Origin of the sequence: Gemmiger sp. An50 (assembly GCF_002161595.1) — a bacterium.
Classification (GTDB): Bacteria; Bacillota; Clostridia; order Oscillospirales; family Ruminococcaceae; genus Allofournierella.
Genome location: NZ_NFID01000006.1, coordinates 108753 through 133439, shown reverse-complemented (window position 1 = coordinate 133439; position 24687 = coordinate 108753). Strand labels below are relative to the sequence as shown.

Genomic DNA, 24687 nt, shown 5'->3' with positions numbered 1-24687 from the left:
ATAGCCGGGCGCACAGCCCGTGCGATGAGGAGGAAACCATGGCGCAGATCATCAGCGGCAAGGAGCTGGCCGCCCGCATCAAACAGCGGGTGAGCGGTCAGGTGGAGGAATTGAAGGCCGGGGGAGTGACCCCCTGCCTGGCGGTGGTTCTGGTGGGCGACGACCCAGCCAGCGCCGTCTATGTGCGGGGCAAGGAGTCGGACTGCCGCGAGTGCGGCATCGAGAGTCGAATGCTTCGCCTTCCCGCCGACACCACCCAGGCCCAGCTTCTGGAACAGCTGGAGGAGCTGGCAGCGGACCGGTGCGTCCACGGCATTCTGGTGCAGCTGCCCCTGCCCGCCCAGATCGATGAGCAGGCGGTGATCGCTGCCATTCCCCCCGAAAAGGATGTGGACGGCTTTTCTCCGGTGAACGTGGGGCGGATGATGATCGGCGAGGAGTGCTTTTTGCCCTGCACCCCGGCGGGTTGCATCGAGATGCTCAAGAGCACCGGTATGCCCATCGCGGGCAAGCAGGCGGTGGTGCTGGGCCGCAGCAACATCGTGGGTAAGCCCGCGGCCATGCTGCTGCTGCGGGAGAATGCCACTGTTACCATCTGTCACTCCAAAACCGAGGATCTGGCCGCTGTGTGCGCTGGAGCCGACATTCTGGTGGCGGCCATCGGCAAGCCCAAGTTCGTCACCGGCGATATGATCAAGCCCGGCGCGGTGGTCATCGACGTGGGCATCAACCGGGATGAAAACGGCAAGCTGTGCGGCGATGTGGATTTTGCCGCCGCCGAAGCCAAGGCATCCTTCATCACACCGGTGCCCGGCGGCGTGGGCCTGATGACCCGGGCCATGCTGCTGGTGAACACCATCCAGGCCGCCCGGCGGCAGACCGGTTGCTGAAAAGAGCTGAATCTGCAAAAACGGCCTTGCAAGGCCAAAAAAGGGCTTGCAATCCCCGAGAAGTTGTGGTATAGTAGTATAGCCGCATGGTTCGGGCACCCAAGAGGTGTGCAACATCACCCGCCCACTAGTCCAGCGAGACTTATATAAGAGAGGCAAAACACTATGTACGCTATCATTGTTACCGGTGGCAAGCAGTACCGGGTACAGGAAGGCGACGTAATCTTCGTAGAGAAGATGGACGTTGCTGAAGGCACCAATGTGAACTTCGACTCCGTTCTGGCTGTCGGCAACGAGGGCTCCGTTAAGGTGGGCACTCCCGTTGTTGAGGGCGCCAGCGTCGAGGCCAAGGTCGTGAAGAACGGCAAGGGCAAGAAGCTGAACATCATCACTTATCGTCCTAAGAAGGGCAGCGCCCGCCGCATGGGCCACCGTCAGCCCTACACTAAGGTCGAGATCACTGCCATCAAGGGCTAATAACGGAGGTGTAAACTACTATGGCACATAAGAAAGGCGTAGGTTCTACTAAGAACGGTCGTGACTCTGAGTCCAAGCGTCTGGGCGTTAAGCGCGCCGACGGTCAGTTCGTTCTGGCCGGCAATATCCTGGTTCGTCAGCGTGGTACCCACATCCATCCCGGTGAGAACGTGGGCCGCGGCAGCGACGATACCCTGTTCGCTCTGGTGGACGGCCGCGTAAGCTTCGAGCGCGTGGGCCGTGACCGCAAGAAGGTCAGCGTTAAGCAGTAAGATCTTTCAAAAGCCAGGCCTGTTGATTGGGCCTGGCTTTTTGTTGTAACGGGGCATACTGTTAGGGTAATACCGCATAATTCCAGGTGGTGGAGCGCGCCAGAAAATTTTTTGTGATATGAACCAAAAAGCACAGCCAATCCTTGGTGGATTGGCGAGCATTTTTGGAAAATAGCACGGAAAATTTTGGCGTGATACGCCGCCTGAGCCGCAAGGCGTGAATTATGCGGTGTTGCCCTCGGCAGGGCAGTGCAGCAAAGATGCCGCCCGCTCCATCCCCATTTCCCATTATCAGAAAAGGAGAAAAACAATGTCGATGTTTGTAGACGTGGCGAAGATCACCATCAAAGCAGGCAAAGGCGGCGACGGTGCTGTGAGCTTCCATCGGGAAAAGTTCGTAGCGGCCGGCGGCCCGGACGGCGGCGACGGCGGCCGTGGCGGCAACGTGGTCTTCGTGGCCGACGACAATTTGTCCACCCTGATGGATTTTCGCTATAAGCGCAAGTATGCCGCCCAGCCCGGCGAGAACGGCAGCGGCTCGCGCTGCACCGGCAAAAATGCCCCGGACCTGGTCATCAAGGTGCCTCGCGGCACCCTCATCCGCGACGCCGCCAGCGGCCTGCTGATGGCGGATATCTCCGGCGATGAGCCGGTGATCGTGGCCAAGGGCGGCAAGGGCGGCTGGGGCAACACCCATTTCGCCAGCCCCACCCGTCAGATCCCCAAGTTCGCCAAGCCCGGTCTGCCCGGCGAGGAGTATGAGGTGCGTCTGGAGCTGAAGCTGATTGCCGACGTGGGCCTGATCGGCTTCCCCAACGTGGGCAAGTCCACCCTGATCAGCGTGATCAGCGCGGCCAAGCCCAAGATCGCCAACTATCATTTCACCACCCTGAGCCCGGTGCTGGGCGTGGTCAAGGTGGGCCCCGAGCAGAGCTTTGTGGCCGCCGACATCCCCGGTCTGATCGAGGGCGCCAGCGAGGGCATCGGCCTGGGCCATGACTTCCTGCGCCACGTGGAGCGCTGCCGCCTGCTGCTGCATGTGGTGGACGTTTCCGGCTGCGAGGGCCGCGACCCGGTGGAGGACTTCGAGAAGATCAACACCGAGCTGCAGAGCTTCAGCCCCGAGCTGGCCACCCGGCCCCAGATCGTGCTGGGCAACAAGTGCGACATCGCCACCGAGGAGCAGATCAAGAGCTTCAAGTCCTACGTGGAGGGCAAGGGCCTGACCTTCATGCCCATCTCCGCCGCCACCAACCAGGGCCTGAAGAACCTGCCCGGCATCGTGTGGGACCGGCTGCAGCAGCTGCCCCCGGTGCAGGTGTTCGAGCCGGACTTCGTTCCCTATGCCGTCAACCCCAACGAGCGCACCTACACCATCGAGAAGACCGCCGACCACGAGTTCACCATCACCGCTCCCTGGCTGGAGCGCATCCTGGCGGGCAGCGACGTGGACGACTACGAGAGCCTGCAGTACTTCCAGCGCCAGCTGGACGAGAGCGGCATCCTGCGGGATCTGGTGGCCCAGGGCGTAGAGGAAGAGGACACCATCAAGATCGGCGAATACCAGTTCGACTATATCTTCTAAGGCACCTGAGCCGCGCGTGGCGCGGCATGAAATGAGGCAAAACCATGTTGTTTGAAGCAAATCCCGAGATCGATATCCGGGAGCAGTCCCCCCTGAATCTGGCCTTTGTGGGCGATGGTGTGTTCGAGCTGCTGGTGCGCCAGCGGCTGGTGGAACGCACCCGTCTGGTGCCCGGCAAGCTGCACGCGGCCTGTGTGAAGTATGTATCTGCCAAGGGACAGAACCGGGCGCTGGCCGCCATTGAGGACCAGCTCACCGAGGCTGAGCAGGCGGTGCTGCGCCGGGGGAAGAACGCCAGCAAGGCCTCCGTGGCCAAGCACGCCACTCCCCAGGAATACCGGGCGTCCACCGGCTTCGAAGCGCTGTTCGGTTGGCTGTATCTTACCGGCCAGAACCAGCGCATTCAGGAACTGTTCGACGCCTTGTGGGAGGGCTACAACCCGCTGGCGGTGGAAAAGCCGGAATAAACGGCATTTCCCGGGTTGCTCTGCTGTGAAAAGCGGCAGAGTATTGCCGGAAAACGCAAACCAAGGCTGAGACCGGCGGAACAGGAAACATTGGTTCCGAGGGTCTCAGCCTTTTCACGCTCTGTAATTGGTGAAAAGCGTGTTTGCCGGTGTGTGCCCGGCGAGGAGAAAGCCGGTGTTACTTGCCGGTCTTCATGTTGGAAGCACCAGTGCTCTTGCTGTTCTTGGAAGTGCTGCTGGTAGCATTGGTGCTTTCGTTCTTGGCGCTGTTCTTAGCGCTGCGGCTGTTCATGCTGTTTTTCGCGTTACGGTTTTCCATGGTTTGTGATCTCCTTTCCGAATCCGAAGAGGGGGCGGGGGCGTTTGCCCGGCGTATGATCTTGTCCGCCGTGCCTCTTCGCTCCTAGTGTAACCCCAAACAAGACCCATTATACAAAGGTGGTATGGCATTGCAGGCAAAATATTTTGAAGAGCGGGAGCGGGCCCTGCTGGGCGAGCGCTACGCGGAATACTACGCGGCCCCCAGCGAGGAGGCGGCCCGGGGCGTGACCGTGAACCGGCTGCGCTGCACGCCGGAGGAATTTGTCCGTCTGGCGGGACTGGCGCTGCGTCCCTCTCCCTTCTGCGCCGAGGGCTTCGCGGTGGAGGAGCCGGACTTCAAGCCCGGCCGCCATCCCTATCACCACGGAGGTTCCTTCTATTCTCAGGAGCCCTCCGCAAGCGCTCCGGCGGCCCTGCTGGACGTGCAACCGGGCATGAAGGTGCTGGATATGTGCGCCGCACCCGGCGGCAAGAGCAGCCAGCTGGCGGCGGCCCTGCAGGGCCAGGGCCTTTTGGTAAGCAACGAGTACAATGCAGGCCGGGCCGAGATCCTGCGCTCCAACCTGGAGCGGATGGGCGTGGCCAACGCGGTGGTGCTGAACAGCGATACCAATGCCCTGGCCAAGGCTTTTCCAGCCTTTTTCGACCGCATCCTGGTGGACGCGCCCTGCTCCGGCGAGGGCATGTTCCGCAAGGAGCCCCAGGCGCTGACCCAGCACAACGAGGGCCTTGTGCGCCAGTGTGCTGCCATTGGCCGGGAAATTCTGGACAACGCCGCCACTCTGCTGGCTCCCGGCGGGGTGCTGGTGTATTCCACCTGCACCTTTGCGCCCGAGGAAGACGAGGGCCAGATCGGGGATTTTCTTGCCCGCCATCCCGAGTTCACCCTGGTGGATACCGGCGCGGCCTTTGGCAGTCCCGGCGAGGCCAACCGCTGCGGCGAGCATCCCTTTGATGTGAGCCTGGTGCGGCGTATCTGGCCCTTCCAGGGCGGCGAGGGGCATTTCATGGCAAAGCTGGTGAAGGCGTCCGAGGGCGAAGATGCCCGCCCCTTCAAGCCGGAAAAGCCCGCCAAGCCCTGCAAGGAATGGCTGGAGTTTGCCGGGAAGTATTTTCCGTCGCTGGCGGACCGGCCGATGCTCAAGGCGGGCGAGCTGCTGCTCCTGCCGCCCGAGACTCCGCTGCCGCCCCATAAGCTGCGGGTGATGCGCTGCGGCGTGGCGGCTGGTACCGTGCAGAAGAACCGGTTCGTTCCCGCGCACCATCTGTTCACGGCCTTCGGCCACACATGCACCAACCAGGAGCGGCTGACCCTGGACGATGAGCGCACCGCCGCCTGGCTGCGGGGTGAGGAGATCGAGGCTCGCACCGCGGAAAACGGCTGGTGCTGCGTGCTGGTGGACGGCTTTTCGCTGGGTGCAGGCAAGGTGAGCGGGGGAAAGGTGAAAAACCACTATCCAAAAGCCCTGCGAAACCTGAAATAATGGGCCTGGGCAGCCCCGGGCACTTGCCAGAAGAGGGCTTTTTGTGCTAAAATTATTTAGTTACCGCACATCGTTCGGGTCCGGCTCGCGGCCCGGCATAAAATAGGAGGAAGTTTCCATGTCTGGACATAGTAAATGGAATAACATCAAACGCAAGAAGGAAAAGACCGACGGCCAGAAGGCCAAGCTGTTCACCAAGGTTGGCCGCGAGATCGGCGTTGCCGTGCGCATGGGCGGCGCGGACCCCGCCAGCAACGGCAAGCTGCGTGACCTGATCGCCAAAGCCAAGAGCCTGAACGTGCCCAACGATAACATCCAGCGCATCATCAAGCGCGCTGAGGGCGGCGAGAAGGACAACTACGAATCCATCACCTACGAAGGCTACGGCCCCTGCGGCATCGCCATGATGGTAGAGACCCTGACCGACAACCGCAACCGCACCGCTGCCAACCTGCGCCACTACTTCGATAAGTTCGGCGGCAACCTGGGCAACATGGGCTGCGTGGGCTTCCTGTTCACCCAGAAGGGTGTGATCGTGCTGGACGGCGAGGGTCTGGACGAGGAGAAGGTCATGGAGGACTGCTTCGATGCCGGCGCCGAGGACTTCGACATGGGCGACGACGTGGTGGAAGTGACCACCGATCCCGATGCATTCTCCGCTGTGCGTCAGGCTCTGGAGGACAAGGGCTACACCTTCATCTCCGCTGAAGTGGAAATGGTGCCCTCCACCACCTCTGCCATTACCGACGAGGACAACCAGAAGCTGATGGCCAAGCTGCTGGACGCTCTGGAGGACGATGACGACGTGCAGAACGTGTGGCACAACCTGGAGAACGAAGAGGATCTGGATCGCTGATCCGGCCCTTCGGCGCATATCTGAAACAAAAGTCCCGGCTTTCCCCGCAAATGGAAGGCCGGGGCCTTTTTATACCCCGGCGGAGCGATTAGCCGCGGTGAGCCCGGTCCAGACTGAAAGGACAGAGCCGCCGCGCCGGTTTGCTTTTTGCCGGGGGGCATGCTATAATGAACCCATACAAATAAAATAGGGAAATTTTGTGCAATTTATCCGCCCTGCGGCCATCATGTCCGGGGCGTTTCATCAAACAAAGGAGGCCTCTGACCCATGGGTCAAACCATTCTCTGCCCATACTGCCTTTCCAAGGTGGACCTGGGCCGGCCGGATTGCCCCTTCTGCGGCAAAGAGCTGAACAATCTGAATCCCCCGGGCACCCTGCCCTTTGCATCGCTGCTGGCGGGGCGGTACACCATTGGCCGCCACCAGGCCACCGACGGCGAGGGTATTCTGTACGAAGCGGTGGAAAACACCGGCGGCGTGCGGGTGAGCGTGAAGGAATACTACCCGGTGACCCTGAGTGTGGGCCGGGACGAAAGCGGCCTTGTGATGCCCAAAGAGGGCAGGGAAGTGCTGTTCAAAACCACTCGCATGGATTTTGCGGATCTGTACCGCAGCATCCAGCGCATCACACCGGCCACCGGCCTTGCCGCTGTGCTGGACGTGGTGGAGGAAAATAACACCGTTTATGCGGTACTGGAGCAGGTGGAGGGCGAAAGCCTGAGCCGTTATCTGTCGGAGCACACCCAGAACTTTGATCCGGCCCAGGCCCGCATTCTGCTGCAGCCCATCATGGAGGGCGTGGCGGCCATGCACAAGGCCGGACTGGTGCACCGGGGCATCTGCCCGGACAACATTATCCTGAGCCCCGGCGGAGCCCAGGCCAGGCTGTGCGGCTATGCCACTCTGGGCCTGCGCACCGCGGGCAGCGAGCTGAAAAGCCAGCTGTACGACGGCTATTCCGCCCCCGAGCAGTATTCCGCCGCCGAGTTTGAGGGCCGTTATACCGACGTGTACGGCCTCGCAGCGGTGTTCTACCGGCTTCTCACCGGCCAGGCGCCGCTCCCGGCCAACCAGCGGCGTGTCACCGACAGCCTGCAGCCTGCCCGCGCCCTGGAGCCGGAGGTTCCCGGCTACATTTCGGTGGTGCTTTCTGCGGCCATGCGCATGGACCCGGGCAGCCGTATCCAGAACGTGCCGGAGCTGATGGGCGCACTCACCAGCCAGCGTGCGGCGGACAGCATCACCCCGCCCCAGCGCCAGTCGGAGCGCGCGCCCGTCCGGGAACAGCACATCAGCATCAGCACCCGCACGCTGCTTACCGGTTCACTGTTGGTGATCGCGGTGCTGTTCCTGCTGCTTATGTGGAGTATTCTGGGCCGGGAAGCGCCCGCGCCCTCCTCAAGCAGTGTGGCATCCTCCTCGGCCAGCCAGAGCACACCCCAGGTGCTCACGGTGCCCAATGTGGTGGGCCTTGCCTATGAGGATGTGCAGAGCAATCTGGAATACACCGCCGCGTTCCGGTTCATCGCAGTGGCACAGGAGTACGATTCGGACCATGAAGCGGGGATTATTCTGGAGCAGTCGCCGCAGGCAGGGACCGAGACCGATCAGGAACGCCCGCTGATTGAAGTGGTGGTGAGCCTGGGACCGGAGATGGTGGAGATGCCGAACATTGATGGATGGCCCCAGGATGCCGCACAGCAGGAGCTGGAGAAAAAGCACATCAAAGCCAGCTTCTCGATGATCGACAACAATGGCGAATATGCCAGCGGCTGCGTGGCGTATACCGATATAGAAGAGGGGACCATGATCGATGTGGGCAAGGTCACGGTAAACGTTTATATTGCGAAGGAGCGGGATATCCCGCTGGTACCGGACCCGACGCCGGAGCCTACTCCCGCACCCACCCCCAGTCCCACCCCGTCGCCCAGTCCGGAACCTTCTCCCAGTACGGTTCCCGCTGGATAAGAACAAAAAACACAAACCGCCGACAGAGCGTTCCCTTTGGAATACTCTGCCGGCGGTTTGTTGTTGAGAAGAAGATAAGAACAAAAAATCCCCCGCCCGAAAGGGCAGGGGATCGGTGCAACGATTAGTCGCTCACGTAGGGCATCAGAGCAACGTGACGGGCGCGCTTGATGGCGACGGTCAGTTCACGCTGATGGAACGCGCAGGTACCGGTCACGCGGCGGGGAATGATCTTCGCACGCTCGCTGACGTACTTGCGCAGGCGAGCAACATCCTTGTAATCGATGTGCTCAACACGGTCTACGCAAAAGCTGCAAACCTTCTTACGGCCGCGGCGCATGGGGCGCTGGGGACGGCCTTCGGTTCTCTCAAAAGCCATGGCTTGTTACCTCCTGTTAGAATCGATTCATGTTAGAACGGAAGATCCTCGCCTTCGTCGATCACAGCAAAATCATCATTGCTGCCGGCGGAGTAAGTGGGGGCTGCCTCCATGGGAGCCTCGCGAGTGTATTCCGGGCGGGCGCTGCTGTAAGCACCGCCATTACCGTTTCCGCTGCCGCCCTTGCCGCCGGCGAAGTTCACGTTGTTCGCAACGATCTCAAACGCCTTGCGGTTGTTGCCGTTCTTATCCTGATAGCTCCGGGTCTGAATGCTGCCGTCAACGGCGATCAGGGAGCCCTTCTGGAAATACTTGCAAACGAACTCAGCGGTGGAACGCCAGGCAACGATATCAATGAAATCAGCCTGACGCTGCTCGCCCTGCCGCACAAAGCTGCGGTCCACGGCGATGGTAAAGGTGGTCACGCTAACGCCCTGGGGGGTGTGGCGCAGTTCAGGGTCGGCCACGAGCCGGCCCATCAAAGCTACAACGTTCAGCATTGAAAAATGCCTCCTTATTCAGCCTCGGCCACGATCATCGTACGCAGTACGCCGTCGGTGATCTTGTAAACGCGATCCAGCTCGGCGGGGAAAGAGGGCTCGCTGGTGAACTTAATCACGGTGTAGACGCCTTCTTCCTCGTCGTTGATGGGATAAGCCAGACGGCGCTTGCCCCAATCGTCAACAGAATCGATGGTACCATTGGCCTCGATCAGGCTCTTGAACTTGCCAACCAGAGCGGTGGAAGCCTCCTCATCGAGAGCAGCGCTGGTAACCAGCATGGTCTCATACTTTGCCATTTCTGTGCACCTCCTTTTGGACTTATGGCCCGGCAAAACCGGGCAAGGATCACTGCCCTTCGCAAGGCAGCAACTCATTATATCAAACATAGAACGTCAGTGTCAAGCTGTTTTTTGAAAAAATATCAGCTTTTTTGCGCTCCGGCCCGATACAATGAGTCTGCATTTTATGATACAATAAAACTGATCAAAAGAAAAGGGGAGGCCGGTGCAAATGAAGGTGAATGAACGAAAACTCATGGCGCTGCTTTATGCGGCAAGTTTTCTGCTGCTCTGGAAGATTTACTGGGCATTGATCGGTCTTGCCTGCAGCGGGCAGGCGATCGCATGGGAGAATGTGCTGTTTTTGTTTGCTCTTTTGGGGGTGCCGCTGCTGCTTGTGCCGGGCAGCTGGCTGGCGGGAAAGGGACTGAAAAAATTTTTGCAGCAATAGCCTGCACACTGTGCAAAGAAAACGGGAGCCTGGAAACATTTTTTCGGCTCCTTTTTCATATTTGCGGGTAATGCAGACGTAAAATGTTGAAAATGCAGACAAAATATATTGTCAAAATGGACAACGAACAGAGCCCGCTAGGGCAAAACTCATGGCGTTTCTCCAAAAAATGGTAAACTCTGTTGACATTCTCGCTTTAACTGGATAAACTTAGAAATCACTACCACGGCAATGTGCGAATGCGGGCGGACGTGCCGTGGGCAGACACTTCATAGAAGGGGAGAAAACGAATCATGAATACGCTTGTCATCGTGCTGATCGCTGCGGTGTGCCTGGTGTGCGCCTATGCCCTCTACGGCCGCTGGCTGGCCAAGACCTGGGGCATCGACCCCAAGGCCGAGACGCCCGCCGTGCGCCATAAGGACGGCAAAGACTATGTGCCCACCGATGGCTGGACCGTGTTCAGCCACCAATTTTCCTCCATTGCGGGTGCAGGCCCGGTCACCGGCGCCATCCAGGCGGCGGCTTTCGGCTGGCTGCCGGTGCTGCTGTGGATTCTGCTGGGCGGCATTTTCTTTGGCGCAGTCACCGACTTCGGCGCACTGTATGCCAGTGTGAAGAATGAGGGCCGCTCCATGGGCCTTCTGATCGAGAAATACATCGGTAAGCTGGGCCGCAAGCTGTTCCTGCTGTTCTGCTGGCTGTTCACCCTGTTGGTCATTGCCGCCTTTGCGGACATGGTGGCCGGTACCTTTAACGCCTATACGGAGCCCGGCGTTCTGGCCGAAGCTGCTCAGGTGAACGGTGCCGCCGGTACCATCAGCCTGCTGTTCATTGTGTTTGCCATGGTCTTCGGCCTGCTGCAGAAAAAGTTCGTCTTCACCGGTTGGAAGGAAGGCGCTGTGGGCCTGGTTTGCACCGTGGCTGCTCTGGCTCTGGGCATGGCCATGCCTCTGATCGCAGGCAAGGAAGCCTGGGTCTACATTACCTTTATCTACATTTTCTTCGCGGCGGTGCTGCCCATGTGGCTGCTGAAACAGCCCCGCGACTATATGACCACCTTTATGTTCATCGGCATGATCGCCGGTGCGGTGCTGGGTCTGCTGGTGGCACATCCCACCATGAACCTGCCGGTTTACACCGGTTTCAACAATGAAAGCCTGGGAACCTTGTTCCCGATCCTGTTTGTTACCGTGGCCTGCGGTGCGGTGTCAGGCTTCCACAGTCTGGTATCCTCCGGTACCTCCTCCAAGACCGTGAGCAATGAGAAGGACATGCTCAAAGTAGGCTACGGCGCCATGGTGCTGGAAAGCCTGCTGGCGGTGCTGGCCCTGTGCGTGGCCGGTGCAGCTGCCGCGGCGGACGGTACCCCCGCAGCCGGTACGCCCTTCCAGGTGTTCAGCAACGGCGTGGCTGGTTTCTTCCAGATGTTCGGTGTGCCTGTCTATGTGGCCCAGTGCTTTATGACCATGTGTGTGTCCGCTCTGGCGCTGACCAGCCTGGACGCGGTGGCCCGCATCGGCCGCATGAGCTTCCAGGAGCTGTTCAGCCTGGATGATATGAGCAAGGCAGAGGGCTGGCGCAAGCTGCTGTGCAACACCTACTTTGCCACCATCATCACTCTGGCGGGCGGTTTTGTGCTCACCCGCATCGGCTATTCCAACATCTGGCCCCTGTTTGGCTCTGCCAACCAGCTGCTCAGCGCACTGGTGCTGGTCACTCTGTGCGTGTTCCTGAAGGTTACCGGCCGCAGCAACAAGATGCTGTTCCCGCCGCTGGTCATCATGCTCTGCGTTACCTTCACCGCTCTGGTGCAGCGCCTGATCGCCCTGATCAAGGCCTACCAGGCAGGCAGCGCCGCCTTCCTGGTGGAGGGCCTGCAGCTGATTCTGGCGGTGCTGCTCATCGCGCTGGGCCTGACCATCGTGATCAACTCGCTGCGCGCCTATGCTGCCGCCCGCAAAAACAGCGAGACCACTGCCGCCTGATTCCGGTTATTGACCGGATGGAAGGATAGACACCCCCAAAAGCAAGGACAAAGCGCCCGTTCCGCATTTTTTCGGAACGGGCGCTTTGCTGTTATATATAATTATGTATAAAAGAAGATCCCCAGCGAAGACTGTATCCAGCTTGGCCGGGGATCGTTTGTAGGAATGGGGTTACATCATAGTGATCAAGACCGGCCACAGCGCAAACATGGAGATGGCGTAGATGAGCGCCATGCAGACCGCCACGCTGATCACAGCGCCCGCCACACTCACGCCGCCCGCCTTGGTCAGAGCGGCAGTGGGGTCAGCGTCCTGGGAATTTTCCAGAATCCGGCGGATGTTTGCCGCACCACGCCTGCGGTAAAGCCAGAGTGCGAACATGCCCTGCAGGAACATGAGCAGGATGTTCAATGTGCTGGACACCGCCAGCAGAATGTTCAGCGGCTGCTCAGGAATGGCCGCCGCCATGGGATGGCCCGAGTAGACCATGAGCTGAAGCACCACGGGGATGCGCAGCACTGCATTGATGGCCAGCAGCAACAGGCCTTCGGTCCACATCTTGCGGTAGAAGAAGTAAAAGGGGCCAAAGAAGAAGGCGGCAAACGAGGCCGAGATCTTGCGTCCGGTTGCCTGCATGGCCTTGAAATTGGCCAGATAGTAGGCGGCATTTTTGCCCAGATAGGCTGCCCAATGGCGGGCCTTTACGCCCTCCAGCTCCTCTTCCGGGTCCACACGCAGGCCGCCGGGGATGAAGTTTGCCTGAAATGCACCAAAAGGATTGGAGTAGTTCGGCTCATTGGCAGCGAAGGGGTCCTGCTGGCCGGAGCCCGGGCCGTACTGGGGCGGAACCTGCCCGCCGCCGAAGCCGCCATAGGGCGGGGGAGTCTGGCCCGTGGCCTGGCCGCGCCGGTCCGGCATGCCGCGCAGGGGTGCGCCGCAGTTCTCGCAGAACAGGCCGGTGGCCGGGTTGGGCGCGCCGCATACCGGGCAGGACAGCTGCGGGTCGGAATAGCGGGCGGAATCCGCCCGGCCCGCCTCTGCCGCCTGGCTGGCAGCGGGGTCAGGCTTCCACTCAAAGCCGGTGCCGTGCTTGGCAGCGTACACACAGCCGCCCTGTTTCTGGTAGCAGGCCCGATGGTAAGGGGCGCCGCACTCAGGGCAGACCACAATATCGTCGGTTTCCGTGAAGGGCTGCTGGCACACAGGGCACTTGCAGCCGATGTAGTTAGACATATCAATAAACCTCCCAGATGGGGAAAAATACATGTAAACACATTTTAGCGCAAATCGCTGGAAAATGCAAAACAAAAATCCCGCAGGCGAAGCGGCTTCCCCCTTGCTTTTGGCAGGATTTTTCGGTATACTGATAGCTGTATAATTTTGTATTCATGTATATTTTATAACAGAAAGGTTTTCCCATATGATCACGATCGACGAACTGAAAATGCAGATGGGCGGCCACAAGAGCGCGGTGGACGAGCTGGGCGACGCCCTGGCCATTGCCGCCAGCGAGAAGCGGGTGGCCGAGCTGGAGCATAAAATGACCATGCCCGGCTTTTACGATGACACCGAGGCCAGCCAGAAGGTATTTGCCGAGATGAGCTCTCTGAAGGGCAAGCTGGAGCGCTACACCAAGCTGAAGAGCCTGTACGACGATGCCGAGACCATGCTGCTGCTGTGCGAGGAAGAAAACGATCCGGACCTGATTCCCGAGGCCGAGAGCGCCGTGGAGGCGGTGGCCCATGCAGTGGACGAGCTGCAGATGATCACCCTGCTCAGCGGCGAGTACGACAAGAACAACGCCATCCTCACCTTCCATGCAGGCACCGGCGGCACCGAGGCGCAGGACTGGGCCGACATGCTGTTCCGTATGTACAACCGCTGGGGCGTGGCCCACGGCTACAAGGTTTCCACCCTGGACTACCAGGACGGCGACGAGGCCGGCCTGAAGAGCGCCTCCATCCTGGTGGAGGGCGCCAACGCCTACGGTATGCTGAAGAGTGAGAACGGCGTGCACCGCCTGGTGCGCGTGTCCCCCTTCGACAGCCAGAGCCGCCGTCAGACCAGCTTTGCCTCCCTGGAGGTAATGCCTGAGATGGACGACAGCATCCAGGTGGACATCCGCCCCGAGGACATTGAGATGCAGGTGTTCCGTTCCTCCGGCGCCGGCGGCCAGCACATCAACAAGACCTCTTCTGCGGTTCGTCTGATTCATAAGCCCACCGGCATCGTGGTGAGCTGCCAGACCGAACGCAGCCAGTTCCAGAACCGCGATACTGCCATGAAGATGCTGGCTTCCAAGCTGTATCAGATCAAGGAGCAGGAGCACCTGGATAAGATCAGCGACATCAAGGGCGTTCAGAAGGAGATCGCCTGGGGCCATCAGATCCGCAGCTACGTGTTCATGCCCTACACCATGGTCAAGGACCACCGCACCGGTTACGAGAGCGGCAACGTGCAGGCTGTGATGGACGGCGATCTGGACGGCTTCATCAATGCCTATCTGAAGGCTGCCAGCCGGAACGAGCTGCAGGACGTATAATTGTTCCGCACACAGCGGTTATATCAAACAGTCAAAAGGCACAGGGGATTTGCCCTGTGCCTTTTCTGCACGCATTTTTGCGAGAATCTGGAATAGCACTCCTGTTTTTCAACTGCTGTTCGTAAAACGGCTCCATTGTGCCGGAGCCAAAACCATGGTAGCATAAAATCAGAACAAGAGAATACCGCCGGCCGGGTGCCGGGAAAGGGGAAGAGACGATGGAACAGAACATGGGAAAGGTGATCCAGGCAAAACGCCGCGCCAAAGGCATGACCCAGGAGCAGCTGGCACAGCTGGTGGGAGTGAGCAGCGCGGCGGTGAGCAAGTGGGAGACCGCCAGCGCCTTGCCCGATGTGGCTTTGCTCTGCCCGCTGGCCCGCGCGCTGGACTGCACCCCGGACGAGCTGCTGGACTTCAAGCCTCAGCTCACCGAGCAGGAGGTGGACACACTGGGCGAGACCGCCGAGTGCATGTTCCAGGCGGGCCAGTGGCAGAAGGCCTGGGATTTCTGCGAGGGGCGGCTGCGGGAATATCCCGGCGATCTATATCTGGCGTTTCGCTGCGGCGGGCTGTATGCCAAATATCTGGCGGTGAGCGGCCAGGAGGAGCAGGCCAGCAGGCAGCTACGCCGGGCCATCCAGCTGATGGAGCGGGCCTGTGCGCTCACCGATGAAGAAAGCCAGCGGGCGGCGCTTTTGTCGCTGGCGGGGCTGTATGTGCTGGAGGACCGGCTGGACGATGCCATGGCCACGCTGGACCGGCTGCCCGGCTGCAATCAGGACGCCCAGAATATGCGGGCGTCCATCCTGCTGCGGCAGGGCAAGCTGGACGAGGCCGAACAGCTGGAAACGGCGAATCTGTCTGTTCATCTGCACAACGCTCAGCTCAGCCTGCTGGGGCTTGCGAATATTGCCAAACAGCGGGGCGACAGGCAAAAGCAGCTGGATCTGTTGGACCGGATCGACCGGCTGATCGAGCAGTTCCCGAACCCGGAAGGTGGGCAGGGGATCGGGCGGGTGGCCTCGCTGCGCCGGGTGGAGCTGTACGCGGGCCTTGGCCGGTGGTCGGAGGCTCAGCGAGAGACTGAGCGGTTTGTAGCAGATACAATTCGAGCCCCGGAGGGTGACTGCGGCGGCAGCTGTCCGTCCTGCGGCGGCGAAGTGAGCAGAGCCTTTTTGATGCAGAACGCTTTACAGATGCTCAGCGAAGCGAATCTGCCGCCCCAGCTCACCGAAAGCCCGGCCTGGCGTCGGGAGGTGGAGCGGCTGGAACAGGCGGTGCATGCTGCCCGCGCGGAGGAAAGTTCCTGCGCAGCTGGAACCGGAGTTGAAAAAACAGAACCTGATTCAAACTGCACCTCCATTGTGTAAGAAGCGAGGAAGGCGCTATAATAGAATCGGAATCAATTCTAGAAAGTGGGGGGAAGACCCGTGAAGGAAAAATACAACGTGACCGGCATGAGCTGTGCGGCCTGCTCGGCGGCGGTGGAACGGGCGGTGAACAAGCTGCCCGGCGTGAAAAGCGCCCAGGTGAACCTGCTGGCCAATTCCATGCAAGTGGAATACGACGAGAATGCACTGGATGCCGCGGGCATCTGCAAGGCGGTGGAGCAGGCAGGCTACGGCGCAAGCCCGGCCAATGCCCCGGCGGCTGCAAAAACGGCCGGGCAGCAGGCCGATGACGAAGACCCGGTGGCCGCCGAGCTGGCCGGGATGAAGCACCGGCTCATCGCTTCGCTGGTGTTCCTGGTGCCGCTGATGTACGTGTCCATGGGCCACATGATGGGAATGCCGCTGCCTGCCTGGATGCACGGGCAGGCGGGTGCGGTGCCCTTTGCTCTGACCCAGCTGCTGCTGGTGCTGCCCATTCTCTATCTGAACCGCAAGTTTTTCCAGGTTGGTCTGAAAAGTCTTTGGCATCGCTCGCCCAACATGGACAGCCTGATCGCCCTGGGCAGCGGCGCGGCGGTGATCTACGGCGTGTTTGCCCTGTACCGCATCGGCTGGGGTCTGGGCAGCGGCGATCTGGCTCTGGTGGACCGTTACCGGATGGATCTGTACTTTGAGTCCGCCGGAACCATTCTGACCCTGATCACTCTGGGCAAATATCTGGAAGCGCGGGCCAAGGGGCGCACCAGCGCCTCCATCCGGGCGCTGATGGACCTTGCCCCCAAGACCGCGCTGGTGCTGCGGCAGGGACAGGAGGTGGAGATCCCGGCAGCTGAGGTGGCTGTGGGCGATACCGTGGTCATCAAGCCCGGCATGCGCATCCCGGTGGACGGCGTGGTGCTTGCGGGCCTGTCCAGCGTGGACGAGGCCGCCGTCACCGGCGAGAGTATCCCGGTGGAAAAAGGCCCCGGCGACAAGGTCATCGCTGCTTCGCTGAACAAGGCGGGCAGCTTTACCTTCCAGGCCCAAAAGGTGGGCGAGGATACCACCCTTGCCCAGATCATTGCCCTGGTACAGGATGCCGCTGCCACCAAGGCCCCCATTGCCAAGCTGGCCGACCGGGTCAGCGGCGTCTTCGTGCCGGTGGTCATGGGCATCGCACTGCTGGCCTTTGTGGTTTGGATGCTGCTGGGCCAGGGGCTGGAGTTCGCGCTGGCCCGGGCCATTTCGGTGCTGGTCATCAGCTGCCCTTGTGCACTGGGCCTGGCCACTCCGGTGGCCATCATGGTGGGCACCGGCAAGGGTGCCCGGCTGAATATCCTTTATAAGAATGCCGAGGCGCTGGAAAACGCCCACAAGATCGATACCGTGGTGCTGGACAAGACCGGCACCATCACCGCAGGCAAGCCTGTGCTGACTGACCTCATCCCGCTGGCGGGCCAGAGCGAGGGCGAGCTGCTGGGCCTTGCCGCCAGTCTGGAAAAGCCCAGTGAGCACCCGCTGGCCGAGGCGATTCTGAGTGCGGCGGAGGGTGCCGAGCTGCCCAGCCCGGAACGGTTTGAGGCGCTGCCCGGCCGGGGCCTGCGGGCTACCCTGGGCGGCGTGGAGTGTCTGGCGGGCAATGCCCGGCTGATGCAGGAATCCGGCGTGGAGATGGGCGATGCGGAAAAGCGGGCCGAGGAGCTGGCCCGGCAGGGCAAGACCCCGCTGTTCTTTGCCAGCGGCAAACGGTTGCTGGGTATTGTGGCGGCGGCAGACCCCATCAAGCCCACCAGTGCGGCGGCCATCCGCCAACTGAAGGCCATGGGCCTGACCGTGGTCATGCTCACCGGCGACAATGCCCGCACGGCCGCGGCCATCCAGAGCCGCCTGGGCATCGAGCAGGTGGTGGCCGAGGTGCTGCCCCAGGACAAGGAAGCCCAAGTGCGCGCACTGCAGGCCCAGGGCCGCCGGGTGGCCATGGTGGGCGACGGCGTGAACGACGCCCCGGCCCTTGCCCGGGCGGATGTGGGCATCGCCATCGGTGCGGGCACCGACGTGGCCATCGACAGCGCCGATGTGGTGCTGATGAAGAGCGACCTGTGGGACCTGGTGAACGCGCTGCGGCTGTCCCGGGCCACCATCCGCACCATTCGGGAGAACCTGTTCTGGGCCTTCTTCTACAACAGCATCGGCATTCCGGTGGCGGCCGGTGTGTTCTATGGCCTTGGTCTGGTGCTGAACCCCATGATCGGGGCCGCCGCCATGAGCCTTTCCAGCGTGTGCGTAGTATCCAACGCGCTGCGGCTCAACTTCTTCAAAGCAAGCCGGGCGGAATTCGCCGCCCTGCCCAGTGAGGAGGCAACCCCTCATATTCCCGCGGCACAGCCGCCGAAAGGAGTTTTACACATGGAAAAGACGATTCACATTGAGGGCATGATGTGCAACCACTGCACCGCCCACGTGGAGAAAGCCCTAAACGCCATCGAGGGCGTTCAGGCCGTGGCGGACCTGGAAGGCAAGTGCGCCCGGGTGACCCTGAGCGCCGATGTGCCCAACGAGACCCTGGCCGCCGCCGTGACCGAGGCGGGCTACGAAGTGACCGGCATCGAATAAGCCGCAGAGCAAACAGAAAAAGGCACGCAGCCGGTTGAAGGGCTGCGTGCCTTTTTGTTTCGTATTACTGTTGGAAAAATCAGTTTTCCCTGACCAGCTCGATCACGCACTCACAATGTTTCGTGCGGGGGAACAGGTCCGCGGGCTGCGCCCGCAGCGGGCGGTAGCCCCGGTCGGCCAGATACCGGCAGTCCCGGGCGGCGGTGGCCGGGTTGCAGCTCACCATTACAATGCGCCGGGGCCCCATGGCGATTACCGCGTTCAGGGTCGCCTCGTCACAGCCCTTGCGGGGCGGGTCCAGGCAGACCACATCCGGCCGCAGGCCCTCGTCCGCCAGCTTTGCGGCGGCCTTGCCCGCGTCCGCACAGAAGAAGCGGGCGTTCTCCACACCCATGGCGGCCGCGTTGAGCTTGGCGCTCTCCACCGCTTCGGGAATGATCTCCACGCCGATCAGCTCCTTGCAGTCCGCCGCCATGGAGAGCCCGATGGTGCCCATGCCGCAGTAGAGGTCCAGCAGGGTGTCGCCGGGCTCCAGCTGAGCAAACTGCCGGGCCACGCCGTACAGCTGCTCGGCGGCGGGAGTGTTCACCTGATAGAAGGAGAGCGGCCCCAGCCGTACCGGCACGCCGCACAGGGTATCTTCGATGTAACCGGGCCCGTACAGAGAAATGTTCTCCAGACCGGTGATCACGTTGGTTTTCTGGCGGTTCACATTCAGCACGATGCTGCGGATGGCAGGGAACTGCTCGGTCAGTGCCGCGCACAGCTCCTGAGCATGGGGCAGCTTGCGGCCGTTGACCACCAGGCAGACTAGAATCTCGCCGCTGTGCCAGCCCTTGCGCAGGAAAATGTGGCGCACAAGGCCGGTGTGCTTCTCCTCCTGATAGGGGGCAGTGCCGTGAGCTTCCATGAACTCGCATACAAAGGAGGCAATCTGATTCAGCTCTGCGGGCTGCAATTTGCAGTCGGCACAGGGGACAATGCGGTGGGTGCGGCCTGCGTAAAAGCCCGCGATCACGTGGCCGTCTGCGTCCAGCCCCACCGGAAACTGAACCTTGTTGCGGTACCGCTCCTCCAGCGGAGAGGGCAGAATGGGCAGCACCGGGGTGTCCAGCCCGCCGATGCGCCGGAAGGCATCCTCCACAAAGCTCTGCTTTGCCCGGGCCTCGGTTTCGTAGTTCAGATGGCGGAAGCAGCAGCCGCCGCAGGGCTTGCAGACCGGGCAGTCCGGCTCAATGTGGGCGGGGGAGGGCTGCAGCATTTCCTCCACGATGGCGAAGGAATAGCGACCCATATCTTTCACGATGCGGGCATTCAGCACGTCGCCGGGGGCGGTGGCGGGCACAAACACTGCCTTGCCCTCGTAATGGGCCACGCCGCTGCCGTCGCTGGAAAGGCTCTCGATGGTCAATGGGATGATGGAATTCTTGTGAATGGGCACAAAAACGCTCCTTTTTATTCGTCTTCAATGGTGGTGACCAGGCCGAAGGGGATGAAGAACCGGCCGGTCTCGTCGGGCTGCAGCTCCAGGCCCTGGCCCGCGAACTGACTGTTCAGCGCATTCAGCGCCAGTTGTCCGGCCACCTGGGTGATCTGGTCAATGTCGTAGTAAGAGGCGGCTACGGCAACGCCGTCGTCCACCAGCGCCTGGGCCAGCTCGGGATTCTCGGCCACGGCGGCGATGCGCACCGGCGCGTCGCCCTCCAGCCAGCCCAGCTGCCCGGCAAGATCATACAGGAACCGGGCATCCCCGGCGGTGGTGCACAAAAGCAGTTCCGGCTTTTGCTGCCCGGCCAGAGCCTCGGCGGTGAAGGGCAGGGGATCGTCGTTCTCGTCCAGGTATTCCAGAAGATTGGAATATACCCCGTAATGCTCGCATTCCTGCAGGGCATAGTAGCTCAGCGCCTGGTGATAGGGACCGATGTCGCTCAGATAAAGGCTGTATTGCAGCAGCAGGTCGCCGTTTGCGTCCGCAATGGCGCCGTCACGGAAGCCCATGGCCATCTCCTCGCCCAGCAGCTCGCCGCCCAGCGCGGGATTGCTGCCCACATACCACAGCTTGTCGTAATCCTCCATCTCCTGCAGCTGAGGGCTGCGGCCGACCACCACCAGCGGTACGCTGTGGCGGCGGGCAAGGCGCAGAAGCGCCGGGTCCAGAATGTCCTCGTCCTCGCTCACGATCAGTACCTGCGCGCCCTGCTCGATCAGCTCCCGGGCAGCGGGCTCGTAGCCGGCGGATTCATCCCCCAAAAGAAACCGGACTCCGTTTTCTTCAAAGCGGTCCTCCAGTGCGTCCAGATCCACATAGGGCAGCTCCTTGGGCGAGTGCAGGTAGCCGATGGCGGGCTGAGGGTCAAAGTAACCCACGCTGAACAGATACAGCACGACGCACAGCCCCAGAGCGGCGCAGACGGCAAACAGCTTGGCAAGGATAAGCGCGATTCGTTTCATTGGCAGGTCTCCTGAATGGGTCAAGGCTTTTCGATGCTGCTCAGATAGCGGCTGGGCGGTACGCCCTTGGTCTTTTTAAAGACCCGGGAGAAATAGAACTGATCGAAAAAGCCCACGGAAACGGCGATCTCGGCGATGGAAAGCTTGGAATCCCGCAGAAGATTGCAGGCCTCGCCGATGCGGTAGTTGGTCAGGTAGTCGATGGGACTCTGGCCCACATTGCTCATGAACACCCGGTACAGGTGGCTGCGGCTCACGCCCACCGCCTTGGCAATGTCGTCAATGCTGATGTCGTGGGAATAGTTGAACTGAATGTACTTGATGGCTCCGTGCACATACTGGGAGCTGGTGTTGCTCACCCGGGGATCGCACTCGTGGGCCTGCTTCATCAGGCAGGACAAAAACAGATACAAATGGCCCACCATGGCAGCTTCGTGGTGGGATTCCGGGCCGCGGCAATCGTAGATGGAGCGCAGCGCCTGCTTCAGGGATTCCGACTCTCCGCAGTGATACACGGGGGATTGATCGGTGAAGGGGGTCTGCTGCACCAGCTTGTTGGCGAAAGCGCCGTTGAAGCCCACCCAGTAGTATTCCCAGGGGTCGTTTGCGTCGGCGCAGTAGCTCACCAGCTGGTTGGGCTTGACCAGAAACAGGTCCCCGGGGCCCAGAGTGAAGCTGCGGCCGTTCATGGTGTACTGACCGTGGCCGCTCACCACCAGGTGGATCAGGTAATGGTCCCGCACACCGGGGCCCCAGGCATGAGAGGGCGCACAGGACTGCAGTCCGCAGTTGAAGATGGACAGTTCCACATTATCCGTGTAGTGCTGTTTGAAGGATTGTTTGTAGGTTTCCGCCATAACGAAGGCACCTCCGCAAGGTATCAAAAAGGAAAAAGCGGCAGCCGGGGCACGCGGTGAAAGGCGCGGCCTGTGGGCCGGAGTCAAACGGGGGACTTTCCGGCAGGCTTCCGCATTGATACCCAGTATAACAGAAAATTCAACAAAAGTCCATAAAAAATGCCGTACCCCCGAAAAACAGGGGCACGGCATGAAAGATTGGTGCAAAAAACAGGGGGGATCAGCCCACCGGCAGGACCTCAACGATCTTGAGAACCACGCTGGCTTCGCTCACGGATTCGTTGGCCTCCTGCAGCTGAGCCAGGACCTCGGCGTCCTCCTCCAGCTCCAGCTTGACCACGGCGCCGGAGTGGCGGCCGGCCTTCTCCTCGGCGGTGGGGTCGGCGATGTCGTAGCTCATGATGGCGGTCTTCTCGCGCAGCACGTTGGCCTTGGTGGCATTGTCGGCCCAGTTGAAGAAGATGTGGCTGTCGTCGGCCACGCCGGGCACGAAGATGGCAATGTTGGGGGTGCCGTCCGCATTCACGGTGGACACATTGCACAGGCCCTTGAACTGGCCGATGGCCTCCAGCAGAGCGGCCTGGTCCAGATTGGTGTACAGGCCGGTGGTGGCGCTGGCGGTGGCGGCAGCGTCGGCGGAAACAGCGGTCTCGCTGGCGGCAGCCTCACTGGAAGCAGCCTCAGAGGAGGAAACCTCGCTGGAGGAAGCTTCGCTGGAAGCGGCGCTGGTGGAGGTGGTGGAAGAGGCGCTCGCAGCGGAGCTGCTGCTCTGGCCGCAGGCGCAGAGGTTGAAGACCAGGGTCAGGGTGAGCAGTGCAATGGCAAGCTTTTTCATAATGATACAGAATTCTCCTTTTATCAATCAGTACAGGAAAGGGATTACAGGCTGTTGGCAGCGTCGTAGGCGGTGCGGATGGCGTTGGAAATGTCCGCAGCGCGCTCGCCGCAGTCGCCCACGGCGATCACCGGGATACCGGCAGCCTTCAGGGGCTCGGCGTCAAAGGCCACCGGGCGGGCGCCCACAGCCAGAACCACATAGTCACAGGGGATGGTCACGGTGTTGCCGTCCTTATCCTCGCACAGGATGTGGTCCAGGGCGATCTGGCTGACCTTGTGGTTCACGTACTGCTCCACGCCGTAGCGGGTGTAGTTCTCCATCAGGGTGGGCAGAATGGTGTTGCTCTCGCCGTTGGCGATCTTGTCCATCATCTCCACAACGCTTACCTTGCAGCCACGCTCGGCCAGATACTCTGCGGTCTCGCAGCCCACCATGCCGCCGCCGATCACGGCAACCTTGCCGTAGACCTGCTGGGCGCCGGCCAGAACCTGCCAGGCGTCGCACACGTTGGTGTTTTCCTTGCCGGGAATGGCGGGGGCAAAGCTGGAAGCGCCCACAGCCAGGATCACGGCGTCCGGCTTCTCGGCCAGCACGTCCTCGGCGGTGACGGCCTTGCCCATGCGCAGGGTCACACCGGCGCTGGTGACCTCATGCACCAGGTTGGCAGTGGCACGGCGCATCTCCTCCTTGCGGGGAGGTACGCAGGCGATGTTCAGCTGGCCGCCCAGCTGGGCGCTCTTCTCGAACAGAACCACCTCGTGGCCCTTGGCAGCGGCCACACGGGCAGCCTCCATACCGGCCACACCGCCGCCGATCACAGCAACCTTCTTTTTGGTCTGAGCGGGAGTGATGGAACGGGTCAGCTCGTAGCCGTTCTCCGCATTCAGCACGCAGGACAGGAAGCTGCGGTTCTGGATGTTGTCGGTGCAGCCCTTGTTGCAGGAGATGCAGCGGCGGATGTCGCAGCCCTTGCCGGCTTCCAGCTTGGCCACCCAGTCAGGGTCGCACAGCAGGGGACGGCCCAGCGCAACGATGTCGGCCTTGCCGCTGTCCAGAGCGCGCTCGGCCATCTCGGGATCGATGATGCGGCCCACGCAGCTCACGGGAACCTTCACGGCCTGCTTCACCTGACCGGCGATGTCCACAAAGAAGCCGTAGGGCTGCACGCCCATGGGAGGAATGGTGTCGGCCATGTTGCCGGTATGGTTGGCCTGGGCCACGTGCAGCATGTCCACACCGGCCTCCTCCAGCAGCTTGGCGAAGTCCACAGCCTCGGCCAGGGGGATACCACCCTTGCCGCGCTCGGGAGTGATGACCGAGAACTTGTAGTCGATGCCCATGTTGGGAACCGCCTGGCGCAGGGCCTTGACCAGCATCACAGCAAAGCGGGTGCGGTTCTCGAAGCTGCCGCCGAACTTGTCGGTGCGGCGGTTCATCAGGGGGCTGCACAGGCAGCCCACCAGTCGGTCGCCGTGCACCTGCACAAAGTCGATGCCGGCCTTTTCGGCGCGAACGGCGCAGTCGCACATCTTCTGGATGATGTCCATCAGCTGCTCTTCGGTCACGTCGGTCACGTAATGCTCCATGTCGTGGTGCATCTTCTGGCGCACGCCCATCATGTCCTTCTTCTGGAACAGCTCGATCAGGGCGTTCACATCGTATTCCGGGTGGAAGATCTGCACGCCGATCTTGGCACCGTAAGCATGTACGCTGTCCGCCAGGTCCTTGAAACCGGCGATCTGGCCGTCATGGAACAGGCGGGGGGTGGGGGAGAAGGAGGCCACGGGGCTCACGTCGCCCAGCACGATGTAGGAAACGCCGCCCTTGGCCAGGCGGGTGTAGAAGGCCTTGCTCTGTTCGGTGATGCTGCCGTCGCGGCCTTCATAGCCGGTGGTCAGCGGGGGGAACATAATGCGGTTTTTCAGGGTGATGTTGCCAACCTTGATGGGGGTGAGCAGTTCCATGGTAAGATCTCCTTTCCGATCTCAAAAAAGCAGCGGTGCGGGCGTTTGGCCCGGTTTCTAAGGCCATTATAAGCCCCGCGGTTGTTAAAAATATATCCCATTTCTTGATGTGAATTACGCAAAACTTGATGGA

Annotated in this window: 23 protein-coding genes; 13 read left to right on the top strand and 10 right to left on the bottom strand. The window is 61.2% G+C overall.

Going from position 1 to position 24687, the window contains the following annotated elements; genetic code table 11:
- The first annotated feature begins 38 nt into the window (after positions 1-38).
- From folD to B5G03_RS07565, 5 genes are all read left to right on the top strand, one after another.
- Positions 39-890, top strand: coding sequence for a bifunctional methylenetetrahydrofolate dehydrogenase/methenyltetrahydrofolate cyclohydrolase FolD (gene folD, locus B5G03_RS07585; protein ID WP_087181123.1), 852 nt, complete (start codon positions 39-41; stop codon positions 888-890).
- Positions 891-1055: 165 nt separating this feature from the next.
- Positions 1056-1367 carry a 50S ribosomal protein L21 gene (rplU, locus tag B5G03_RS07580; protein WP_058966591.1) on the top strand — a complete coding sequence of 104 codons (312 nt, stop codon included), beginning with the start codon at positions 1056-1058 and terminating at the stop codon, positions 1365-1367.
- Between the two features lie 20 nt (positions 1368-1387).
- Entirely contained in the window at positions 1388-1639 is a 252-nt protein-coding gene (gene rpmA, locus B5G03_RS07575; RefSeq protein ID WP_058966590.1) for a 50S ribosomal protein L27, read from the top strand.
- Between the two features lie 316 nt (positions 1640-1955).
- Positions 1956-3224: a GTPase ObgE gene (gene obgE / locus B5G03_RS07570; protein WP_087181122.1), complete on the top strand. Its 1269-nt coding sequence runs from the start codon at positions 1956-1958 to the stop codon at positions 3222-3224.
- A gap of 44 nt (positions 3225-3268) precedes the next feature.
- Positions 3269-3691: a Mini-ribonuclease 3 gene (locus B5G03_RS07565; protein ID WP_087181121.1), complete on the top strand. Its 423-nt coding sequence runs from the start codon at positions 3269-3271 to the stop codon at positions 3689-3691.
- A 178-nt stretch (positions 3692-3869) separates the two neighbouring features.
- Here B5G03_RS07565 and B5G03_RS17400 read toward each other — a convergent pair whose 3' ends face one another.
- Positions 3870-4010, bottom strand: a complete 141-nt coding sequence (locus tag B5G03_RS17400) for a hypothetical protein (protein ID WP_156417391.1) — start codon at positions 4008-4010, stop codon at positions 3870-3872.
- A 130-nt stretch (positions 4011-4140) separates the two neighbouring features.
- On the opposite strand from B5G03_RS17400, the gene B5G03_RS07560 reads away from it, so the two are divergent.
- From B5G03_RS07560 to B5G03_RS07550, 3 genes are all read left to right on the top strand, one after another.
- Complete coding sequence (locus tag B5G03_RS07560) at positions 4141-5496, top strand: RsmF rRNA methyltransferase first C-terminal domain-containing protein (protein ID WP_087181120.1); 1356 nt, start codon at positions 4141-4143, stop codon at positions 5494-5496.
- A gap of 118 nt (positions 5497-5614) precedes the next feature.
- Positions 5615-6352: a YebC/PmpR family DNA-binding transcriptional regulator gene (locus tag B5G03_RS07555; protein ID WP_058966582.1), complete on the top strand. Its 738-nt coding sequence runs from the start codon at positions 5615-5617 to the stop codon at positions 6350-6352.
- A gap of 267 nt (positions 6353-6619) precedes the next feature.
- A complete protein-coding gene (locus tag B5G03_RS07550) occupies positions 6620-8320 on the top strand; it encodes a PASTA domain-containing protein (RefSeq protein ID WP_087181119.1) in 1701 nt (566 codons plus the stop codon).
- A gap of 124 nt (positions 8321-8444) precedes the next feature.
- Here B5G03_RS07550 and rpsR read toward each other — a convergent pair whose 3' ends face one another.
- Genes rpsR through rpsF form a run of 3 tightly spaced genes read right to left on the bottom strand, consistent with a single transcriptional unit; the run spans position 8445 to position 9498 of the window.
- The gene (gene rpsR, locus B5G03_RS07545; protein ID WP_187120513.1) at positions 8445-8699 is read right to left on the bottom strand and encodes a 30S ribosomal protein S18; all 255 of its coding nucleotides are present in this window, start codon (positions 8697-8699) and stop codon (positions 8445-8447) included.
- Between the two features lie 32 nt (positions 8700-8731).
- Complete coding sequence (locus tag B5G03_RS07540) at positions 8732-9199, bottom strand: single-stranded DNA-binding protein (protein WP_058966578.1); 468 nt, start codon at positions 9197-9199, stop codon at positions 8732-8734.
- Between the two features lie 14 nt (positions 9200-9213).
- Positions 9214-9498 carry a 30S ribosomal protein S6 gene (gene rpsF, locus B5G03_RS07535; protein WP_058966576.1) on the bottom strand — a complete coding sequence of 95 codons (285 nt, stop codon included), beginning with the start codon at positions 9496-9498 and terminating at the stop codon, positions 9214-9216.
- A gap of 214 nt (positions 9499-9712) precedes the next feature.
- Here rpsF and B5G03_RS07530 point away from each other — a divergent pair, with 214 nt between their 5' ends.
- Positions 9713-9931, top strand: coding sequence for a hypothetical protein (locus tag B5G03_RS07530; RefSeq protein WP_087181118.1), 219 nt, complete (start codon positions 9713-9715; stop codon positions 9929-9931).
- 293 nt (positions 9932-10224) lie between these two features.
- The gene (locus B5G03_RS07525) at positions 10225-11919 is read left to right on the top strand and encodes a carbon starvation CstA family protein (RefSeq protein ID WP_087181117.1); all 1695 of its coding nucleotides are present in this window, start codon (positions 10225-10227) and stop codon (positions 11917-11919) included.
- A gap of 171 nt (positions 11920-12090) precedes the next feature.
- Here the strand turns inward: B5G03_RS07525 and B5G03_RS07520 are convergent, their stop codons facing one another.
- On the bottom strand, positions 12091-13152 hold the full coding sequence (locus B5G03_RS07520) for an RING finger protein (RefSeq protein WP_162613367.1): 1062 nt from the start codon (positions 13150-13152) through the stop codon (positions 12091-12093).
- A 187-nt stretch (positions 13153-13339) separates the two neighbouring features.
- Between B5G03_RS07520 and prfB the strand changes: the two genes are divergently transcribed.
- The 3 genes from prfB (at position 13340) to B5G03_RS07505 (ending at position 18444) form a co-directional block, all read left to right on the top strand.
- On the top strand, positions 13340-14461 hold the full coding sequence (gene prfB / locus B5G03_RS07515) for a peptide chain release factor 2 (RefSeq protein ID WP_087181115.1): 1122 nt from the start codon (positions 13340-13342) through the stop codon (positions 14459-14461).
- A 218-nt stretch (positions 14462-14679) separates the two neighbouring features.
- Entirely contained in the window at positions 14680-15831 is a 1152-nt protein-coding gene (locus tag B5G03_RS07510; protein WP_087181114.1) for a helix-turn-helix domain-containing protein, read from the top strand.
- Between the two features lie 60 nt (positions 15832-15891).
- Positions 15892-18444: a heavy metal translocating P-type ATPase gene (locus B5G03_RS07505; protein ID WP_087181113.1), complete on the top strand. Its 2553-nt coding sequence runs from the start codon at positions 15892-15894 to the stop codon at positions 18442-18444.
- Positions 18445-18523: 79 nt separating this feature from the next.
- On the opposite strand, the gene rlmD is transcribed toward B5G03_RS07505, so the two are convergent.
- The 5 genes from rlmD to bilR all read right to left on the bottom strand — a co-directional run bounded on the left by rlmD (position 18524) and on the right by bilR (position 24554).
- Positions 18524-19885, bottom strand: a complete 1362-nt coding sequence (rlmD, locus tag B5G03_RS07500; protein WP_087181112.1) for a 23S rRNA (uracil(1939)-C(5))-methyltransferase RlmD — start codon at positions 19883-19885, stop codon at positions 18524-18526.
- 14 nt (positions 19886-19899) lie between these two features.
- Positions 19900-20895: a LacI family DNA-binding transcriptional regulator gene (locus B5G03_RS07495; RefSeq protein WP_087181111.1), complete on the bottom strand. Its 996-nt coding sequence runs from the start codon at positions 20893-20895 to the stop codon at positions 19900-19902.
- Positions 20896-20915: 20 nt separating this feature from the next.
- The gene (locus tag B5G03_RS07490; RefSeq protein WP_087181110.1) at positions 20916-21752 is read right to left on the bottom strand and encodes an AraC family transcriptional regulator; all 837 of its coding nucleotides are present in this window, start codon (positions 21750-21752) and stop codon (positions 20916-20918) included.
- 220 nt (positions 21753-21972) lie between these two features.
- Positions 21973-22587 (bottom strand): hypothetical protein, encoded by a 615-nt coding sequence (locus tag B5G03_RS17630; RefSeq protein WP_206423613.1) that lies wholly within the window; start codon positions 22585-22587, stop codon positions 21973-21975.
- A gap of 44 nt (positions 22588-22631) precedes the next feature.
- Entirely contained in the window at positions 22632-24554 is a 1923-nt protein-coding gene (bilR, locus tag B5G03_RS07480; RefSeq protein WP_087181109.1) for a bilirubin reductase, long form, read from the bottom strand.
- Positions 24555-24687: the final 133 nt, after the last annotated feature.

Excerpts from the sequence above, each read along its gene's own strand:
- prfB (WP_087181115.1), top strand. The coding sequence starts at position 13,340 with ATGATCACGATCGACGAACTGAAAATGCAGATGGGCGGCCACAAGAGC.
- B5G03_RS17630 (WP_206423613.1), bottom strand. The coding sequence starts at position 22,587 with ATGAAAAAGCTTGCCATTGCACTGCTCACCCTGACCCTGGTCTTCAAC.
- bilR (WP_087181109.1), bottom strand. The coding sequence starts at position 24,554 with ATGGAACTGCTCACCCCCATCAAGGTTGGCAACATCACCCTGAAAAAC.
- obgE (WP_087181122.1), top strand. The coding sequence starts at position 1,956 with ATGTTTGTAGACGTGGCGAAGATCACCATCAAAGCAGGCAAAGGCGGC.
- rplU (WP_058966591.1), top strand. The coding sequence starts at position 1,056 with ATGTACGCTATCATTGTTACCGGTGGCAAGCAGTACCGGGTACAGGAA.
- rpsF (WP_058966576.1), bottom strand. The coding sequence starts at position 9,498 with ATGGCAAAGTATGAGACCATGCTGGTTACCAGCGCTGCTCTCGATGAG.
- rpmA (WP_058966590.1), top strand. The coding sequence starts at position 1,388 with ATGGCACATAAGAAAGGCGTAGGTTCTACTAAGAACGGTCGTGACTCT.
- B5G03_RS17400 (WP_156417391.1), bottom strand. The coding sequence starts at position 4,010 with ATGGAAAACCGTAACGCGAAAAACAGCATGAACAGCCGCAGCGCTAAG.
- rpsR (WP_187120513.1), bottom strand. The coding sequence starts at position 8,699 with ATGGCTTTTGAGAGAACCGAAGGCCGTCCCCAGCGCCCCATGCGCCGC.
- B5G03_RS07555 (WP_058966582.1), top strand. The coding sequence starts at position 5,615 with ATGTCTGGACATAGTAAATGGAATAACATCAAACGCAAGAAGGAAAAG.
- B5G03_RS07495 (WP_087181111.1), bottom strand. The coding sequence starts at position 20,895 with ATGAAACGAATCGCGCTTATCCTTGCCAAGCTGTTTGCCGTCTGCGCC.
- B5G03_RS07490 (WP_087181110.1), bottom strand. The coding sequence starts at position 21,752 with ATGGCGGAAACCTACAAACAATCCTTCAAACAGCACTACACGGATAAT.
- B5G03_RS07520 (WP_162613367.1), bottom strand. The coding sequence starts at position 13,152 with ATGTCTAACTACATCGGCTGCAAGTGCCCTGTGTGCCAGCAGCCCTTC.
- B5G03_RS07565 (WP_087181121.1), top strand. The coding sequence starts at position 3,269 with ATGTTGTTTGAAGCAAATCCCGAGATCGATATCCGGGAGCAGTCCCCC.
- B5G03_RS07530 (WP_087181118.1), top strand. The coding sequence starts at position 9,713 with ATGAAGGTGAATGAACGAAAACTCATGGCGCTGCTTTATGCGGCAAGT.
- B5G03_RS07525 (WP_087181117.1), top strand. The coding sequence starts at position 10,225 with ATGAATACGCTTGTCATCGTGCTGATCGCTGCGGTGTGCCTGGTGTGC.
- folD (WP_087181123.1), top strand. The coding sequence starts at position 39 with ATGGCGCAGATCATCAGCGGCAAGGAGCTGGCCGCCCGCATCAAACAG.
- B5G03_RS07510 (WP_087181114.1), top strand. The coding sequence starts at position 14,680 with ATGGAACAGAACATGGGAAAGGTGATCCAGGCAAAACGCCGCGCCAAA.
- B5G03_RS07540 (WP_058966578.1), bottom strand. The coding sequence starts at position 9,199 with ATGCTGAACGTTGTAGCTTTGATGGGCCGGCTCGTGGCCGACCCTGAA.
- B5G03_RS07550 (WP_087181119.1), top strand. The coding sequence starts at position 6,620 with ATGGGTCAAACCATTCTCTGCCCATACTGCCTTTCCAAGGTGGACCTG.